The sequence below is a fragment of the Leucobacter luti genome, assembly GCF_019464495.1.
Classification (GTDB): Bacteria; Actinomycetota; Actinomycetes; order Actinomycetales; family Microbacteriaceae; genus Leucobacter; species Leucobacter luti_A.
In genome coordinates this window covers 166,179-182,542 of the sequence record NZ_CP080492.1, presented here as the reverse complement: position 1 = coordinate 182,542, position 16,364 = coordinate 166,179, and the positions used below count along the sequence as shown (strand labels likewise).

At 62.9% G+C, this 16,364-nt stretch carries 14 protein-coding genes; 5 read left to right on the top strand and 9 right to left on the bottom strand.

Features of this window, described 5'->3' with window-relative positions; genetic code table 11:
- Positions 1–118: 118 nt before the first annotated feature.
- Both rpsD and K1X41_RS00835 read right to left on the bottom strand, forming a co-directional pair.
- The gene (rpsD, locus tag K1X41_RS00840) at positions 119–748 is read right to left on the bottom strand and encodes a 30S ribosomal protein S4 (protein ID WP_132203115.1); all 630 of its coding nucleotides are present in this window, start codon (positions 746–748) and stop codon (positions 119–121) included.
- A 271-nt stretch (positions 749–1,019) separates the two neighbouring features.
- Positions 1,020–2,348 carry a replication-associated recombination protein A gene (locus K1X41_RS00835; protein ID WP_220175745.1) on the bottom strand — a complete coding sequence of 443 codons (1,329 nt, stop codon included), beginning with the start codon at positions 2,346–2,348 and terminating at the stop codon, positions 1,020–1,022.
- Between the two features lie 158 nt (positions 2,349–2,506).
- Between K1X41_RS00835 and K1X41_RS00830 the strand changes: the two genes are divergently transcribed.
- Together K1X41_RS00830 and K1X41_RS00825 are read left to right on the top strand one after the other, a co-directional pair.
- Positions 2,507–3,742, top strand: coding sequence for a DUF349 domain-containing protein (locus K1X41_RS00830; protein WP_220175098.1), 1,236 nt, complete (start codon positions 2,507–2,509; stop codon positions 3,740–3,742).
- Positions 3,743–3,852: 110 nt separating this feature from the next.
- Positions 3,853–4,416, top strand: coding sequence for a hypothetical protein (locus K1X41_RS00825; protein WP_220175097.1), 564 nt, complete (start codon positions 3,853–3,855; stop codon positions 4,414–4,416).
- Between the two features lie 9 nt (positions 4,417–4,425).
- Here the strand turns inward: K1X41_RS00825 and K1X41_RS00820 are convergent, their stop codons facing one another.
- From K1X41_RS00820 to leuA, 7 genes are all read right to left on the bottom strand, one after another.
- A complete protein-coding gene (locus K1X41_RS00820; protein WP_132203109.1) occupies positions 4,426–6,672 on the bottom strand; it encodes a RelA/SpoT family protein in 2,247 nt (748 codons plus the stop codon).
- A gap of 77 nt (positions 6,673–6,749) precedes the next feature.
- Positions 6,750–7,787, bottom strand: coding sequence for a protein translocase subunit SecF (gene secF / locus K1X41_RS00815; protein WP_220175096.1), 1,038 nt, complete (start codon positions 7,785–7,787; stop codon positions 6,750–6,752).
- A 2-nt stretch (positions 7,788–7,789) separates the two neighbouring features.
- Positions 7,790–9,577, bottom strand: coding sequence for a protein translocase subunit SecD (secD, locus tag K1X41_RS00810; RefSeq protein WP_132203105.1), 1,788 nt, complete (start codon positions 9,575–9,577; stop codon positions 7,790–7,792).
- Between the two features lie 62 nt (positions 9,578–9,639).
- Positions 9,640–10,122 (bottom strand): preprotein translocase subunit YajC, encoded by a 483-nt coding sequence (gene yajC, locus K1X41_RS00805; RefSeq protein ID WP_133617416.1) that lies wholly within the window; start codon positions 10,120–10,122, stop codon positions 9,640–9,642.
- 128 nt (positions 10,123–10,250) lie between these two features.
- Positions 10,251–11,261, bottom strand: a complete 1,011-nt coding sequence (gene ruvB, locus K1X41_RS00800) for a Holliday junction branch migration DNA helicase RuvB (protein ID WP_132203101.1) — start codon at positions 11,259–11,261, stop codon at positions 10,251–10,253.
- Positions 11,251–11,889, bottom strand: coding sequence for a Holliday junction branch migration protein RuvA (gene ruvA / locus K1X41_RS00795; protein WP_258566596.1), 639 nt, complete (start codon positions 11,887–11,889; stop codon positions 11,251–11,253). Before ruvA ends, ruvB begins: the two co-directional genes overlap by 11 nt.
- A 129-nt stretch (positions 11,890–12,018) precedes the next feature.
- Positions 12,019–13,785, bottom strand: a complete 1,767-nt coding sequence (gene leuA / locus K1X41_RS00790) for a 2-isopropylmalate synthase (RefSeq protein ID WP_220175095.1) — start codon at positions 13,783–13,785, stop codon at positions 12,019–12,021.
- A gap of 166 nt (positions 13,786–13,951) precedes the next feature.
- Between leuA and K1X41_RS16060 the strand changes: the two genes are divergently transcribed.
- Genes K1X41_RS16060 through K1X41_RS00780 form a run of 3 tightly spaced genes read left to right on the top strand, consistent with a single transcriptional unit; the run spans position 13,952 to position 16,315 of the window.
- The gene (locus K1X41_RS16060) at positions 13,952–14,857 is read left to right on the top strand and encodes a DUF2207 domain-containing protein (protein ID WP_396426493.1); all 906 of its coding nucleotides are present in this window, start codon (positions 13,952–13,954) and stop codon (positions 14,855–14,857) included.
- On the top strand, positions 14,854–15,822 hold the full coding sequence (locus tag K1X41_RS00785) for a DUF2207 family protein (RefSeq protein ID WP_396426514.1): 969 nt from the start codon (positions 14,854–14,856) through the stop codon (positions 15,820–15,822). Before K1X41_RS16060 ends, K1X41_RS00785 begins: the two co-directional genes overlap by 4 nt.
- A gap of 55 nt (positions 15,823–15,877) precedes the next feature.
- A complete protein-coding gene (locus K1X41_RS00780) occupies positions 15,878–16,315 on the top strand; it encodes a DUF2510 domain-containing protein (RefSeq protein WP_220175093.1) in 438 nt (145 codons plus the stop codon).
- Positions 16,316–16,364: the final 49 nt, after the last annotated feature.

Genomic DNA, 16,364 nt, shown 5'->3' with positions numbered 1-16,364 from the left:
TGCTCCAGCTTAGCGTGTCGACTCCGCACCAACTCGGATATTCACTGGCCCGAAAACGCCGGAGGGGCGCTGGATTTCTCCAACGCCCCTCTGGGTTCGTGCTCGTAACTCGTGCGGCTTAGCGGCCCGAGTAGTACTCGACGACGAGCTGCACTTCACAGGTCACGGGGACCTCAGCGCGCTTCGGACGACGCAGGAGGCGCGCGTGGAGCTTGTCCAGCTCAACCTCGAGGTAGCCGGGAACGGGAGGAAGCACCTCGGCGTGGCCGCCGGCTGCTGCAACCTGGAACGGCTCGGTTGCTTCGGAACGCTCCTTGACGTGGATGAGCTGACCCGGCTTCACGCGGAAGGAGGGACGATCAACAATCTTGCCGTCGACGAGGATGTGACGGTGCACAACCATCTGACGGGCCTGCGAGGTGGTGCGGGCGAAGCCTGCACGCAACACGAGTGCGTCGAGGCGCATCTCAAGGATCTCGACCAGGTTCTCACCGGTCAGGCCATCCTGACGACGGGCCTCCTTGAACGCAATGGTGAGCTGCTTCTCACGGATGCCGTACTGGGCACGGAGACGCTGCTTCTCACGAAGACGCACAGCGTAGTCGCTGTCGCTCTTACGCTTGGTTCGGCCGTGCTGGCCGGGGCCGTAGGGGCGCTTCTCAAGGTAGCGCGCTGCCTTCGGGGTCAGGGCAATCCCGAGTGAACGGGACAGGCGGGTCTTGGAACGGGTACGCGACGTAGTCGACACGTGGATCCTTTCAGGGGTTAGCGTTCAGCAATCCAGTTTCGGATCACAGGTTCTCTCGGCCACGCTGCGCCCGCATTCACAAGCTCATGCTTGCAATGCACGCGACGCAGCACACCGTGTTTCGGTGAGGGAACGACCAGCGCAGAAACCCGGCTACAGGGCGCCTGCCACAAGAACTCATCAGCAGCCAGCGATGAGCGCAGTGTTGGCCAGCGTTCAGCATACCACGGGGCAGCGGGTCACAGCGCCACTGGTGCACCCCGCGTCGCCCTCACTCGCCTCGGGTGATCCGACGGATCTTGTCGAGGCGCTCCGACACTTCGCGCTCATTTCCATGCGAGGTGGGGCTGTAATACACGCGGTCCCGCAACTCGTCAGGGAGATACTGCTGCTTCGACACCCCGCGAGGGTCGCTGTGGGGGTACACGTAGCCACGACCGTGCCCCATCCGCTTCGCTCCCGGGTAGTGCGCATCGCGAAGATGGAGCGGCACGAGACCAAAGCGACCGGCCTTCACATCAGCGATCGCCGCATCGATGGCTGAAATAACCGCATTGGACTTCGGCGCGGTGGCAATGTAGATCGTCGCCTCAGCGAGCGGAATCCTCGCCTCCGGGAGCCCGATCAATGCGGTGGCCTCCGCCGCGGCAACCGCGACCTGGAGCGCCATCGGATCCGCCATTCCCACGTCCTCTGCCGCGTGCACCATCAATCTTCGTGCAATAAAACGGGGATCTTCCCCCGCCTCGATCATCCGTGCGAGGTAGTGAATTGCTGCGTCAGGATCGGAGCCACGCATGGCTTTGATGAACGCGCTGGTGACGTCATAGTGCTGGTCGCCGTTCTTGTCGTAGCGCAACAGGGCACGGTTCACCGCGGTGGAAACCACCTCGGGCGTGACGACAGGCAGGCCTGAATCCCCCGCCTCTGCTCCGTCGTCGAGCGCGACCGCTGAACTCGCAGCGGCCTCAAGCCCGGTGAGCGCGCGCCTCGCGTCGCCTGACGCAAGCTGAATCAGCGCATCAAGCGCCTCAGGCAGCACCGTGACCGCACTATTCAAGCCACGGGGATCCGTGATGGCACGCTGCAACAGTTCCCGGAGCTCCTGATCTTGCAGCGGCTCGAGCGTCAGGAGAAGCGAGCGCGACAACAGCGGACTGATCACCGAGAAAGACGGGTTCTCAGTCGTTGCGGCAACGAGCGTCACCCACCCGTTTTCCACGCCGGGGAGCAGCGCATCCTGTTGCGCCTTGGTAAAGCGGTGAATCTCGTCGAGAAAGAGCACCGTAGCGGTGTCAAACAAATCGCGGTCGTTGAGCGCTCGCTCCATCACGACGCGCACGTCTTTGACACCGGCCGTCACCGCTGAAAGCTCAACAAAGCGACGACCGCTGGAGTGGGCAATCGCTTGCGCAAGCGTGGTTTTCCCCGTTCCAGGTGGACCCCAGAGGATCACCGAGACGGCTCCCCCACCTCCGGCAGTGTCTGACGCGAGCACGCGGAGCGGAGATCCCGGGCGCAGCAAGTGCTGCTGACCGACCACTTCATCGAGTGAGCGCGGCCGCATTCGCACTGCGAGCGGCGCTGTTGCGGCCTGCATTCCCTGGGTTTCCACGCCTCTTATGCTAGCGAGCAGCACTGACATTGCGCCGTGCCCGCGCGCGTCCGGTCCGGCGAGGCAGGCACTGTGGCATAGTGGAGGGGTCTATCCCGTAATGGTCGGCGCGCCCGGCCCACACACGACAAGTGAGTTAAACCGTGAGCGAAGCGACCAACGAAACGCCCTGGGGCCGAGTCGACGACGACCGGACCGTGTATGTCCGCGAGGGCGAAGGGGAACGCGTCGTGGGTTCGTTCCCCGACGGGTCCCCCGATGAGGCCCTCGCCTACTTCACCCGCAAGTTTGCGGATCTAGAAGGGCAAGTCACCCTGCTTGAGGCACGCATTGCCCGTGGCACCGCAGATGCGTCGGCGGCAGACTCCGTCGCCAAGCTCACTGAGCTGCTGGTGGAGCCAGCAGCGGTTGGTGACATCGCGGCACTTCGTGCACGCGTGGAAAAGCTCGGCACCAAAACCGCAGCGCTGACCGAGAAACAGCAGGCCGAGCGTGAAGCGGCCCGCCAGGAAGCCGCGGCCAAGCGCGAGGCGATCGTGGTCGAAGCTGAGCGCCTCGCCGCACAGCCCGAGGCCTCGGTCCGCTGGAAGGACACGAGCCAGGCGTTCGAGCAGCTCTTCACCGACTGGCAGACAGCGCAGCGCAGCGGCCCACAGGTGCCAAAGGCACAGGCTGATGCGCTCTGGAAGCGTTTCCGCTCAGCGCGACAGACGTTCGATACCGCCCGTCGCGCGCACTTCGCGCAGATGGACGCCACAAACAAAGACGTGAAACAGCGCAAGGAGCGCATCATCGCGGCTGCCGAAGCACTCGCGCCCAAGGGCATCGAGGGCATTCCCGCATACCGGAACCTCCTCGAAGACTGGAAGGCAGCCGGCCGCGCCAGCCGCAAGGTCGACGATCAGCTCTGGGCCCGCTTCAAAGCCGCAGGAGATGTCCTGTACCAAGCAAAGGCTGCAGAGGCCGCGCAGACGAATGAAGAGTACTCCGCGAACCTCGTCGCCAAGCAGGAGCTTCTCGCCGAGGCAGACCCGATCCTGCAGGTGACCGATCGTGCAGCAGCGCGCAAGCAGCTCACCGCGATCCAGCTCCGCTGGGACGAGATCGGGCGCGTGCCCCGTGAGGCGCTGCGCGAGGTCGAAGGACACCTCCGCAAGATCGAGGATCACGTCAAGCAGCTGGAAGATGATCACTGGCGCAAGACGAACCCCGAGACGAAGGCCCGCAGCGAGGGGCTTCGCGGACAGCTTGAAACGTCCATTTCGGAGCTTACCGCCGAGGTCGAAGCTGAGAAGGCGTCCGGGAACGCCCAGGCGCAAAAGGACGCGGAGGAGAAGCTTGCCACGCAGCAGTCGTGGCTCGCTGCTCTCGGCGAGTAACTCGCCGCTACTTCTCGCGCTTCGCGCACAGAACCGGGGCTGGTCCTCGAGTCGTCCAGACTCGAGGGCCAGCCCTTGGCTGTTTCATCCGTAGTGTGCAGCATAGGAGCATGCTGCACGATCCTGTTGCCTCGAAGATGCCGCTCGGACTCGTCCCGCCTCGGCTCGACGAGTGGCCTGCTGCCATCCGCTCCGCGGAGTTGCAGCGGGGCACCCTCGTGCGTTGCGGCCCCGGTGTGCGATTGGTCTCCTGGCCGGAGACGCCTCGGGTGCGCCTCACCGCGCTCGCACCCTGGCTCGGCACTGAGCTGATCGCGGTGCTGGAGACCGCTGCGTGGGTCTGGGGTGCGTCCTCTACTCCCGGGCGCCCGATGCATCTCTCCACCCAGCACCGGCGGCGCACCAGAGGCGAGCCACCAGTCGGCGCGCTCGTGCACCAGTTCTCCTATGCACCCCACGCCATCGTGCGGTACGGCCCATTCGAAGTCACGACCCCGTTGCGGACGGTCACAGATCTCCTCCGCTTGCCTGAAGAGTTCACGCACGCTCACCGAGTCTCGTGCCGCCTCTTGCTCCTCAGTGCCGAAATCGAGCGTTCGCTCGTCGACGGCGCCCTCGCAGTCGGTCCGCCACCGCACCGCCGACGCGCCCGTGCACGCCTGTCGGCGCTCTAAGCACGAGGTCTAGTTCGTGATCCGGTACACGTCGTAGACACCGTCGATACGGCGCACGGCGTTCAGCACGTGATCAAGATGCGTCGCGTTCGCCATTTCGAAGACAAACTTGCTGATCGCGAGGCGAGAACTCGAGGTGTTCACTGAGGCGGAGAGAATGTTGACGTGGTGCTCGGAAAGCGTCCGGGTGACATCTGACAGCAGTCCGGAGCGGTCAAGCGCCTCAACCTGAATCTGGACGAGGAACACACTCTTCGTTGTGGGCGCCCACTCGACCTCAACCACGCGCTCCGGCTGATTCTGCAGGTTGACGAAGTTATGGCAGTCGATCCGGTGCACAGAAACACCCTGCCCCTTCGTCACAAAGCCCCGGATCTCGTCGCCAGGCACCGGAGTACAGCACTTCGCCAGCTTTGCGAGCACTTCGGATGCGCCCTTTACAACGACACCGCTGGAGTCGCTGGAACGGGTCACACGCGGTGCCTCGATGATCGGCATCGTGGCCAGTGCAGGTTCTGTCGAGGTCTGCTCGTCGAACACGAGGGCAGTGACCTTCTCGACCACGGACTGCGCGGACACATGGTTGGCGCCCACAGCCGCATACAGTGCCGTCACGTCCGCGTAGCGCAACTGGAGAGCGATCTGCTGGAGCGCCTCTGAGTTCATCACGCGGTGCAGCGGGAGACCCTGCTTCCGGAGTGCTTTTGCAATCTCCGTCTTACCGTTCTCAGCGTCCTCTTCTCGACGCTCCTTCGTGAACCACTGCCGAATCTTGTTCTGCGCCCGCTTACTCTGGACGAAATTCAACCAGTTCTTGTTCGGGCCCGCATTCGGATCTTTCGAAGTAAACACTTCGACGACATCGCCGTTCTGCAGCTTCGTCTCGAGCGGCACCAAGCGCCCGTTCACCCTGGCACCCATCGTGCGATGGCCAACTTCGGTGTGCACGGCGTAGGCGAAGTCGACCGTAGTACCGCCATTCGGCAGCCCGATCACGCGCCCCTTCGGCGTGAACACGTAGACCTCTTTCGCGCCGATCTCGAAGCGCAGCGCGTCGAGGAACTCACTCGGGTCCTCGGTCTCAGCCTGCCAATCAGAGATGTGCGCAAGCCATGCCATGTCGTTCGACGGCACTTGCCGATCCTGCTGGCGTTGCTTGTACTTCCAGTGTGCGGCCACGCCGTACTCTGCGCGCTGGTGCATCTCGACGGTACGGATCTGAATCTCCACCGCTCGCCCATCTGGGCCGATGACCGTCGTGTGCAGAGACTGGTACAGATTGAACTTCGGAGTAGCGATGTAGTCTTTGAACCGTCCCGGAATCGGGGTCCACCTGGCGTGCACCGCCCCGAGCACTGCGTAGCAGTCGCGAATCGAATGCACGAGCACACGGATCCCTACCAGGTCGTAAATGTCATCGAAATCCCGACCACGCACGATCATCTTTTGATAGATCGAGTAGAGTTCCTTCGGCCGGCCGGTGACCTCACCACGGATACGAGCCTCGCGGAGATCAGCCTCAATCGAAGAGATCACCGCCCCCACAACTTCATCGCGCTGCGGGTTCCGCTGCGAAATCAGATTCTCGATCTCGGCATAGAGCTTCGGCTTCAACACCGCGAACGAGAGATCCTCGAGCTCGGACTTCATGGACTGAATACCGAGCCGATGCGCGAGCGGTGCGTAGATCTCGAGCGTTTCCTGTGCCTTGCGCTTCGCGGAGTCGCTCGACACAAATCCCCACGTGCGTGCATTGTGCAAGCGATCAGCGAGCTTGATCACCAGTACACGGATGTCTTTCGACATCGCGACCACCATTTTTCGCACCGTCTCGGCCTGGGCCGAATCTCCGTACTTCACCTTGTCGAGCTTCGTCACACCATCAACGAGCATCGCGATTTCTTCGCCGAAATCAGCGGTCAACTGGTCGAGGGTGTACTCCGTGTCCTCGACGGTGTCGTGCAGCAGCGCGGCAGCAATAGCTACCGGGGCGACCCCGAGCTCAGCGAGGATCTGAGCGACGGCGATCGGGTGAGTGATGTACGGCTCCCCACTGCGGCGTTTCTGGCCGCGATGAGCACGCTCCGCAGTGGTGTAGGCCCGCTCGATGACGGAAAGATCAGCTCGGGGGTAGTTGCCCCGCACCGTACGGACAAGCTGATCAACGGCGCCCGGGGCGCTGCCCCGCGAGAAGATTCGTGGCACGAGGCGGCGCAGAGCGGTCGTACCGCCATGTGCCACATCATTCGTTACCACCTGAACTCCTCCTCGAATGTTTGAACGCTACACCACGGGCACCCATTCCAACGAACTGGGTGCCCGCGGTGTGGCGCCTACTCCGAAGCGGCCGCCACATCCTTCGCGCTGGCCGTCTCCTCAGACACGCTCTCCCCGCGAGCGCGGAGTGCCTTCTCATCGTGCCGCTTAATCGCCGGTTCCCCCTCACGCAAGTGTGCGTAGGTCGGTGCTGCGATGAAGATCGTCGAGTATGCCCCGACGAGAATACCGATGAACAGCGCAAGCGAAATGTCGCGGAGCGTACCCGCACCCAGCACGAAGGCGCCAATGAAGAGGATCGAACCCACTGGGAGCAGTGCGACGATCGAGGTGTTGATCGAGCGCACGAGCGTCTGGTTGACGCCCAAGTTCACGGCCTCACCAAAGGTCCGGCGCTCGTTCAGCTCGCCCGGGATTGTATTCTCACGGATCTTATCGAACACCACAACGGTGTCATAAAGCGAGTAGCCCAGGATGGTGAGGAAGCCAATCATCGCGGCGGGCGTAATCTCGAACCCAGAAATCCCGTAGATGCCTGCGGTGATGATGAGGTCGTGGAGCAGCGCGACGATCGCCGCAAGCGACATCTTCCAGGTTCTGAAGTACAACATCATCACGACTGCAGCGAAGACGATGAACACGATGAGCGCGATGAAGGCCTGGCGTGTGATGTCCTGACCCCAAGTCGGGCCAATGAACGAATACGTGACTTCAGCGTCGCTCACGTCATACGCCTGTGCGAGGGCCTCGGTAACGTCGAGGTTCTCAGCTTCTTTGAGCGCCTCGGTCTGCACACGAACGTCTGTCGGTCCCAGCAGTGTGACGCGTGGAGCACTCGAAGGGAGCACCTTGGCAACCGCCTGCTCGGCGATCGCTGGGTCACGATCCTGCCCGTCTGCGAGGTGAACCTGAAACTGGCTTCCCCCGGTGAACTCGATCCCGAAGGTGAACCCTCCGCGCATCATTGGCCCAACAATGGAGAGGATGATGAGCACGATTGAGATCGCGTACCAGGTCTTGCGCCGGCCAATGAAGTCGATCGACTTCTCACCGGTGTAAAGCGCGTTGCCGAACTCGGCGAATGAGCGAGCCATTTCTAGCTCTCCTTTCCAGCGGTAGCGCCAGCGGATTCAGCCGCTTTCCGCTCCGCAATGGTCTGCCGACGTTCTGCTTCCTTTTGGCTGCGCGCGACCTTTTTCCCCGCGCCCTTGCTCGCGACGACAGGCTCACGGAACTGTGCGCGGCCTCGATAGACCGCACCGAGCTTCCGTGGGTCCAGGCCAGAGAACGAGTGACCGCTCTGATAGAAGCGAGTCCGTGCAAGCAGCGTCATCATCGGGTGTGTGAAGAGGGCGACCACCGCGACGTCCACCAGCGTGGTGAGACCCAGCGTGAACGCGAATCCCTTGACGTTCCCGACGGCGAGGATGAACAGGATCACCGCTGCCAGGAAGTTCACGCCGTCTGATGCGAGCACCGTGCGGAACGCCTTCTTCCAGCCGTGCTCAACCGCGCTCTCGATGGTGAAACCGTCGCGCAGTGCGTCTCGAATACGTTCGAAGTAGACGATGAAGGAGTCGGCTGTGAACCCGACGGCGACGATAATACCGGCGACGCCGGCGAGCGAAAGTCGGTATCCCTGACGCCATGAGAAGAAGGTGAGGAGGAGATAGGTGAGCACACCTGCAATCACGAGCGAAGCAATCGTGAGCGACCCCAGTGCTCGGTACTGGAAGAGCGAGTATACGACGACGAGCAGCAAGCCGATCAGGCCTGCGAGCAGACCCGCGCCGAGCTGGCTGGTGCCGAGCGTTGCCGAAATGTCTTCCTGGCTCTGCACGGTGAAGTCAATCGGCAAGGCACCGAACTTGAGCTGGTCCGCGAGCGCCTGCGAGCTCTCCTGAGTAAAGCTGCCGCTGATCGAAGGCCGGCCGTCAAGGATCTGTCCCTGCATCGCCGGCGCAGACAGCACGCGACCATCGAGCACGAACGCAAACTGATCCTTCGGTGACTCTGCCCCGTAAAGCCGGGTGCTGATCTTCCCGAAGGTCTCAGCCCCCTTCTTGTTCATGATGATCTGCACGTTCCAGCTTCCGGTGGTCGCACCGGTCTGCGTCGTTTCCATCCCAGCGGTCGCATCGGTGATGACATCACCGCTGAGCTCAACCGGGCCCAGGAGGAACTTAGCCGCACCGGTGTCGTCACACGTGATGAGTGGTCGATCTGCCGGCGCGTTCGTGCCGTTGAGCTCAGCTTCCATGTCACAGGTGAACGCGTCGTACTTCGCTTGCAGCGCAGGAGTCAGCCACGCATCGTCACCCGCGCCCTCAGGAAGCGGGTCCGGGTAGAGATCCTCGGCGTCGCCAAACACGATCTTCTCAGCAGCGGCTTTGTCGGCCTTCGCCTGCTCAGCAGCGGCCTTCTCCTCGTCCGTCTGCGTGCCATCCTCGCCCGTTGCGGTGGTTGCGGCAAGCTGGGACATGTCAACACCGATGCCCGTTGCGAGGACGGGACGGAAGTCGAGCTTCGCTGACGCTTCGATCCGCTGCAGCGTCGCCTCGTCGGCCTTGCCGGGAATCGACACCGAAATGTGCTGACTCCCCTGCGTGGTGATCTCCGCTTCGGAGACACCCGCCGCGTCAACACGCTGACGAATAATTGACACTGCCTGCTGCAGCTGCTCGCCACCGACGGCTTGACCATCGGTCTGCTCGGCAGCGAGCAGAATCTGCGTTCCACCCTGAAGATCAAGTGCAAGCTTGGGGGTCCACGTCGCATCGCTGCGGAACACACCATAGGTGATCAGGCCCGCGAGCCCAACGATCAGGACCAAAAGGAACACGAGTGAGCGACGCGCTCTCCGCACGTTTGGTGTGGACGCCAAGACTGACTGCTTTCTCTCAGGGTACAAAGGTGGTGCCGCGGGCGAAGCCGCGGCAAGGCGAGCTAGGCCTTCGGCGTCTGCTCGCCACCCTGGTTATCGGCGTCAGGACGCTCGATATCGGACTCATTTGCTGCGCGATCGATGGTCTCGTCAGACGCGTTCTTCACGTCATCCGAGGCATCAGCCACGCCTGCATCAACGTTGCCGTTTGCAAGACGCTCGCCAAATGCAGGATCGTCGTCAGGAGCAAGGTCGGCAGCGGCCACATCAGCCGGCGCGTCAACAGGAGCAACGATCTGGGAGATTGCGTTGCGGTGCACGACGAAGGTGCTGGTGCCACTGCGCACCGTGACCTTGTTGTCTTCCTCGTCAACCGAGTCGATCGTGCCGAAGATTCCGGACTGAAGCATGACCTCAGCTCCTGGACGCAAACCGCTCTGCAGCTCCTGCATGGCCGCCTGGCGCTTCTTACCGTTGCGGAACATGAAGAAGATCAGCAGCGCAATTAGCGCAAACATCAGGAGTGTAATCGGGTCGATTGCCACGATGGTCCTTTCGGTGGGCGTGCACGTGCGGATGCAGAAGGCACAATTCTGTCGATTCTAGCGTGCTGACACTGCGATCTCCCACACAATTCAGTGCCGAAACACACTCAGTTCGGCAGCGAGAGGCGCTACGCCGGTGCCAGAGGAGCTCCTGGCGGTACTGCGCCGATGTGCTCCCAGCCGAGTCTGGTGGCGACGCGTCCGCGCGGGGTGCGGGTGAGGAGCCCGGTACGAACAAGAAACGGCTCAACCACCGCTTCGATTGTCTCCGCTTCTTCACCGACAGAAACAGCCAACGTCGAGAGCCCGACGGGGCCACCACCGAAGCGTTCCACAACGGCCCGCAGCACCTCACGGTCGAGCCGATCAAGCCCGTGCTCGTCCACGTCATACAGGGCGAGCGCCGCCTGGACCGTCGCAGTATCCCCCGGAGTATCGTGCACGAGACTGAAGTCTCGCACCCGGCGGAGCAAGCGGTTCGCGATGCGCGGGGTCCCGCGTGAGCGCCCAGCGATCTCCTCGATACCCTGCTCGGACAGCCCAAAGCCGAGCAGACCTGCGGCGCGGCGGACCACACTCACGAGCTCGTCAGTTGCGTAGAACTCGAGGTGAGCCGTAAACCCGAAGCGGTCGCGAAGCGGATTCGGCAGGAGCCCCGAGCGCGTTGTTGCGCCGACGAGCGTAAATGGGGAGAGCTCCAGCGGCACTGAGGTCGCACCCGCTCCCTTGCCCACCATGATGTCGACTTTGAAGTCTTCCATCGCGAGATAGAGCATTTCCTCGGCGCTTCGAGCCATGCGATGAATCTCGTCTATGAACAGCACCTCGCCCGGGGTCAGAGCGGATAGCACAGCCGCGAGATCCCCCGCGTGCTGGATCGCGGGTCCGGACGTCTGATGCAGCGGCTTATCCAGCTCCGTGGCAACGATCATAGAAAGCGTGGTCTTACCCAGCCCTGGCGGGCCAGCCAGCAGGATGTGGTCGGGGGTGCGTTGTTGCATCGTTGCCGCGTTGAGGAGCAACGCGAGCTGGCTTCGCACCTTCGCCTGGCCAACAAACTCGGCCAGTGTTGCCGGGCGCAGCGCGCCCTCGTACCCCTGCTCAAACGTGGTTGCCTGCGGCGACAGCTCATCGCTCATCGGCCACCACCGGCCGTGCGTGAACCGGGCCGACCGGCCTGCAGCAGCGCGAGCGCAGCCCGCAGCAGCTCAGCGTTGGACTCCGGGGCACCCGCGTCCAGAGCATCGGCAACAGCGAGCTGAGCGTCAGCTGCCCCCAGCCAAGGCCCACCAGCCCGTCAGCCACGGCGTCAGCGACACTCGCGGCCGCTGGGCCACGCCCGGCAACGGACGGTTCGCCCAAATCAAGACTTGCGAGCTTGCCGGCGAGCGACACCACGATGAGCTTCGCGGTCTTCGGCCCAATGCCCGATACTTTGCGGAACGGCTTTTCATCTTCGCTTGCCACCGCTTCGGCGATTTCTGCGGGGGCCAACGCGGAGAGCACTCCGAGAGCGCTTCTCGGCCCGACGCCCGACACCGCAATGAGATGACCGAACACTTCAAGCTCGGCCTCCGAGTGAAAGCCAAAGAGCGTGAGCGAGTCTTCACGCACCACGAGCGAAGTGAGCAGCGCGAGGTCTTCGCCGGGCTGCGGCTGCGGCACGCGACCGCTCGGCACCTCCACGCGCATGCCGAGTCCGCCCAGGCCAATGACCGCCCAGCCCGCACCTGAGGCGAGCACCGGTCCACGAATCGAAGCAATCACATGCCCACCCTAGAATGCGCGACGAGGCGACGAAGCCCGCCACACCGATCATTCGAACAAAAGTACGAATACTCGGTTGGCGGGCCAGTCATTCTCGGGGTTCCGCGGCACGGATCCCCACAGCGATCGTCAGTGAGCGGCGACGGCGACCTCGGTCGGTGCGGCGTTGCGCACGGCCCGATTGACCGAGGAAATGATTGCCTTGAGCGTCGCACGGCTCGTATCGGGATCAACACCCACACCCCACAGCCGCTGCCCATCCACTTCGAGATCTACGTATGCCGCCGCCACAGCATCACCGCCCGAGCTCATCGCGTGCTCAACGTAGTCGAAGAGGGTGACACTGTGTCCGTCGGCGTTGAGCGCGTTGATAAACGCATCAACTGGACCGTTGCCGTGGCTTGTCGCTTGTTTCTGCTCGTCGCCTTCGCGGTAATCCACGACGAGTTCGGTCACACCGTCTCCCGCGCTTGTGCTCGCAGTGCGGAAGATCTCGTAGCGCCCCCAGCGTGCTGCATCCTCCGAAGAGGCAGGCAGATATTCGTCCTGGAAAATGCGCCAGATTGCGTCACTCGACATCTCACCGCCCTCACTGTCAGTGACGTTCTGGACCACGGCGCTGAACTCAATCTGCAACCGACGCGGCAGGTCGAGGCTGTGGTCCGTCTTCAGCAGGTACGCAACACCGCCCTTCCCTGACTGGGAATTCACTCGGATCACCGCCTCGTAGGAGCGACCCAAGTCCTTCGGGTCGACCGGGAGATACGGCACTGCCCACTCAATGTCATCGACGCTCTTGCCCGCGGCTTCTGCATCCGCGGCCATGCGCTCGAAACCCTTCTTGATAGCGTCCTGGTGCGAACCCGAGAATGCCGTATAGACGAGGTCCCCCGCCCACGGGCTGCGCTCTGGCACCCGGAGCTGGTTGCAGTACTCAGCGGTGCGGCGTACCTCATCAAGCCGGGAGAAGTCGATCTGCGGGTCGATGCCCTGCGTGAACATATTGATGCCCAAGGCGACGAGGTCCACGTTGCCGGTGCGCTCGCCATTGCCGAAGAGGCAGCCCTCAATCCGGTCTGCGCCCGCCAAATAGCCGAGCTCGGCTGCCGCTACGCCAGTGCCGCGGTCATTGTGCGGGTGCAGCGAGATGATGACGTTCTCTCGGTGGTTCAGGTGCCGCCCCATCCACTCGATCGAATCGGCGTAGACGTTTGGCGTCGCCATCTCAACCGTGGCTGGGAGATTGATAATGACCTTGCGCTCTGGTGTCGGTTCGAACACCTCGAGCACTGCGTTGCAGACTTCCGCAGCGTATTCCAACTCGGTGCCGGTGTACGACTCAGGAGAATACTCGTAGTACACGTCAACGTCAGGACAGATCGCTTCGGCGGCCTTGCACAGCTTCGCACCCTCGACGGCAATGCGCTTGATGCCCTCACGGTCCGAGCGGAACACGACGTCTCGCTGCAGGATGGAGGTGGAGTTATACAGGTGCACGATGGCTTGCTTCGCACCGATGAGTGACTCGTAGGTGCGAGTGATCAGGTGTTCGCGCGCCTGAGTCAAGACCTGAATCGTGACATCGTCGGGGATCGCGCCATCTTCAATCAGGTGACGTACAAAATCGAAGTCCGTCTGGCTCGCTGAGGGGAAGCCGACCTCGATCTCCTTGTATCCCATCTTGACGAGCAGATCGAACATGATGCGCTTGCGCTCGGGGCTCATCGGATCAATAAGCGCCTGATTGCCGTCTCGGAGATCTACGGCGCACCACCGTGGTGCCGTCGTGATCCGCTTCGTCGGCCAGGTACGATCAGGCAGGTCCACTGGAATGATCTCGTGGAACGGGCGGTAGCGGTGAATCGGCATACCGGAGGGCTGCTGCGTGTTCTTCATTGACTCGTCTTTCTCATCAGGTTCTCGTTCCTCAGCCAAACACAAACACCGCGACGAGGGAGGCCTGAGATTTAGGACTCGTCGCGGCAGCTAAGGAGAAGCGAGCCGAACAGCATATGGTCACTCTACCATGATCGTTTCCCGTCGCGCCTCCTAGGCTAGGGGTATGACCGCGCCGCGCCGACTCCGTGTTCTCCTCGCCACCGCCATAGCTGGGCTTGCTCTGACGCTCACAGGCGCACCCGCTGCCACTGCGCTTCCCGCGCCCCAGGACGCGGGGGCAGTCCGCACAGACTCCAATTCGTCAGTCGAGAATTTCCGCTACAGCAGCTGGGATGTGGACGTCGACGTCGACGTGACCGATGAGGGCAGAGCGATCGCCAACATCACTGAGACGATCGTCGCGGAGTTTCCTGAAACTGAGCAAAATCGCGGGATCATCCGCCGGATCCCGCAGGACTATCTCGGCGCTCGCACGGATCCGCGCAACATCACCGTCACCGACGCACGCGGTGCAGCCGTCCCGTTCGAAGTCGAGCGCGGCAGCGATGACGAGACCGATTCGGCATTCGTCGGTGTGCTCACTGGAACCGACGACTACGTCCACGGACGCCAGACCTACGTGCTGAGCTACACGCTCGATGACGTGATCTTGCACCGTGACGACCAACAGGCTGACGAGTTCTACTGGGACCTTGTCCCCCTCAATCGCGCGCAAGCGATCGACTCGGCGACCGGGTCGGTGACGTTCTCGCCACGCTTAGCTGCGCAGCTCACCGGCGCACAACGCTGCTATGCCGGCGCGTTCGAAGCGCAGACCGAGTGCACACTCGAGACCGGGGACGCCCCAGGCAGCATCACCGTCGCGCCGCTCCCCTCGCACCCCACGCGGGTCTCACCGTCGCGATTGGGCTCACCTCCGGAGCCGTGGTGCAACCCTCAACGAGACTGCCAAACTTCGCTCTTGACACGCTTCCGCTCATTCTCGGCGGCACCGGCATTGCCGCGTCCGGAGTCGGTCTCGCCGCCGTCGTCGCCCAGAACCGCAAGCGTCGCGGCAATCGCACCGTGATCGCGCAGTACGACGTCCCCGCCGAGCTTCCGCCGCTGATCGCTGGCCCGATCGCGGGGGCGCCAAAACCCACACCACCAGCAGAGCTCGTACACCTTGCGCTGCTCGGTGTGACGCGAATTGAGGAGCCACGCGCGCACGACGCGGCACGATCGAAGAAGAAGGATCCCGATCTCGCCCTGCGCCTGCTCGACCCCACGCGCACTCACGATGTGCTCGACGCAGAAACCGTCGCGGCGCTATTCCCCGACGCGGAGCCAGGAACGGTGTATGAGATCCCCAAGGAGGATAGCGAGTTCAGCGATGCAATGACGCGTCTCGCAGCCAGTGGTTCGCAGGCAGCGCTTGATCGCGGCTACTTCGAGCGAGTGCGGAGCCCGCTCGGCGTGGCAATGGGCTGGGTCAGCCTCGCCCTCGTTGCCACGCTCATCGTCTTCATCGTGCTCGGATTCACGACCCGGCTTTCACTCACCCCTATCATCACGATCGGCCTCGCCCTCATTGCCGGCGCCCTCGGGCTTATCGGGATGCTGCCTCACCGCGTCCTCACTCCGCTCGGTGCCGACACACGCAACGTCCTCCGAGGCGTCCGTGAGTTCATTCGCGTGGCAGAGGCCGACCGCATCACCATGCTCCAGTCAGTGGGCACCGCGGAGCGCCGGAGCGAGGGCAATACCGACGTCATACAGATCTACGAACGCCTGCTCCCCTACGCCATGCTGTTTGGTCTGGAACGCGAGTGGGCTCAGGCGCTCGCAACGCGATATCGCGAAGATCCAAGCTACCTCCCCCTGTGGTATCCCGGAGTCGCCGCTGGCGGATTCGATCGGCTCGATTCCTCCATCTCGCAGTTCTCCAGCTCGATCTCGGCGGCCGCGACATACTCAGCCAGCAGTTCAGGCGGGTCAACGGGAGGCGGCTTCGCAGGCGGCGGTGGAGGCGGAGGATTTGCGGGCGGCCGCTAGGCTGACGCTGGGGGGAAACACCGTTTCTGAATCGACCACCAAGGCAGGCACACCCATGATCACCGCAGCAGGCTGGTACCAGGACCCCGAGGGCGTCACACGCTACTGGGACGGCAGGCAATGGACCGCACACGTCGCAGCCAACACGCAGCAAGCGCAGCAAGCGCACCAAGCGACTGCGTACCAGCAACCGTTACAGCCCGAGTATGCAGTGCAATACGCCCAGCCGCAGTACCAGGCTCAGCCGTATCCCGGCCAGCAGGGCTACGGACCCGTGTACCGGGGCACAGCGTCGAACGGGATCGGCGTCGCCGGATTCGTCGTCGGCATCGTGTCCGTGTTTCTCCCCCTCATATTTGGCCTTGCTGCAGGAATCACCGGTCTCATACTCTCCATCTTTGGACTGACGCGGTCCACAATAACTGGGCGCTCTCGGGGCCTCAGCATCGCTGGCATCGTACTGAGCAGCGTCGGGATCCTCGTGATCATCTAGGTGCGTCTCCACTGCAGACTCCGTCACCGACGGAATACCCATTACACGC

Excerpts from the sequence above, each read along its gene's own strand:
- K1X41_RS00835 (WP_220175745.1), bottom strand. The coding sequence starts at position 2,348 with ATGCAGGCCGCAACAGCGCCGCTCGCAGTGCGAATGCGGCCGCGCTCA.
- K1X41_RS00825 (WP_220175097.1), top strand. The coding sequence starts at position 3,853 with ATGCTGCACGATCCTGTTGCCTCGAAGATGCCGCTCGGACTCGTCCCG.
- secF (WP_220175096.1), bottom strand. The coding sequence starts at position 7,787 with ATGGCTCGCTCATTCGCCGAGTTCGGCAACGCGCTTTACACCGGTGAG.
- ruvB (WP_132203101.1), bottom strand. The coding sequence starts at position 11,261 with ATGAGCGATGAGCTGTCGCCGCAGGCAACCACGTTTGAGCAGGGGTAC.
- leuA (WP_220175095.1), bottom strand. The coding sequence starts at position 13,785 with ATGAAGAACACGCAGCAGCCCTCCGGTATGCCGATTCACCGCTACCGC.
- K1X41_RS16060 (WP_396426493.1), top strand. The coding sequence starts at position 13,952 with ATGACCGCGCCGCGCCGACTCCGTGTTCTCCTCGCCACCGCCATAGCT.
- K1X41_RS00780 (WP_220175093.1), top strand. The coding sequence starts at position 15,878 with ATGATCACCGCAGCAGGCTGGTACCAGGACCCCGAGGGCGTCACACGC.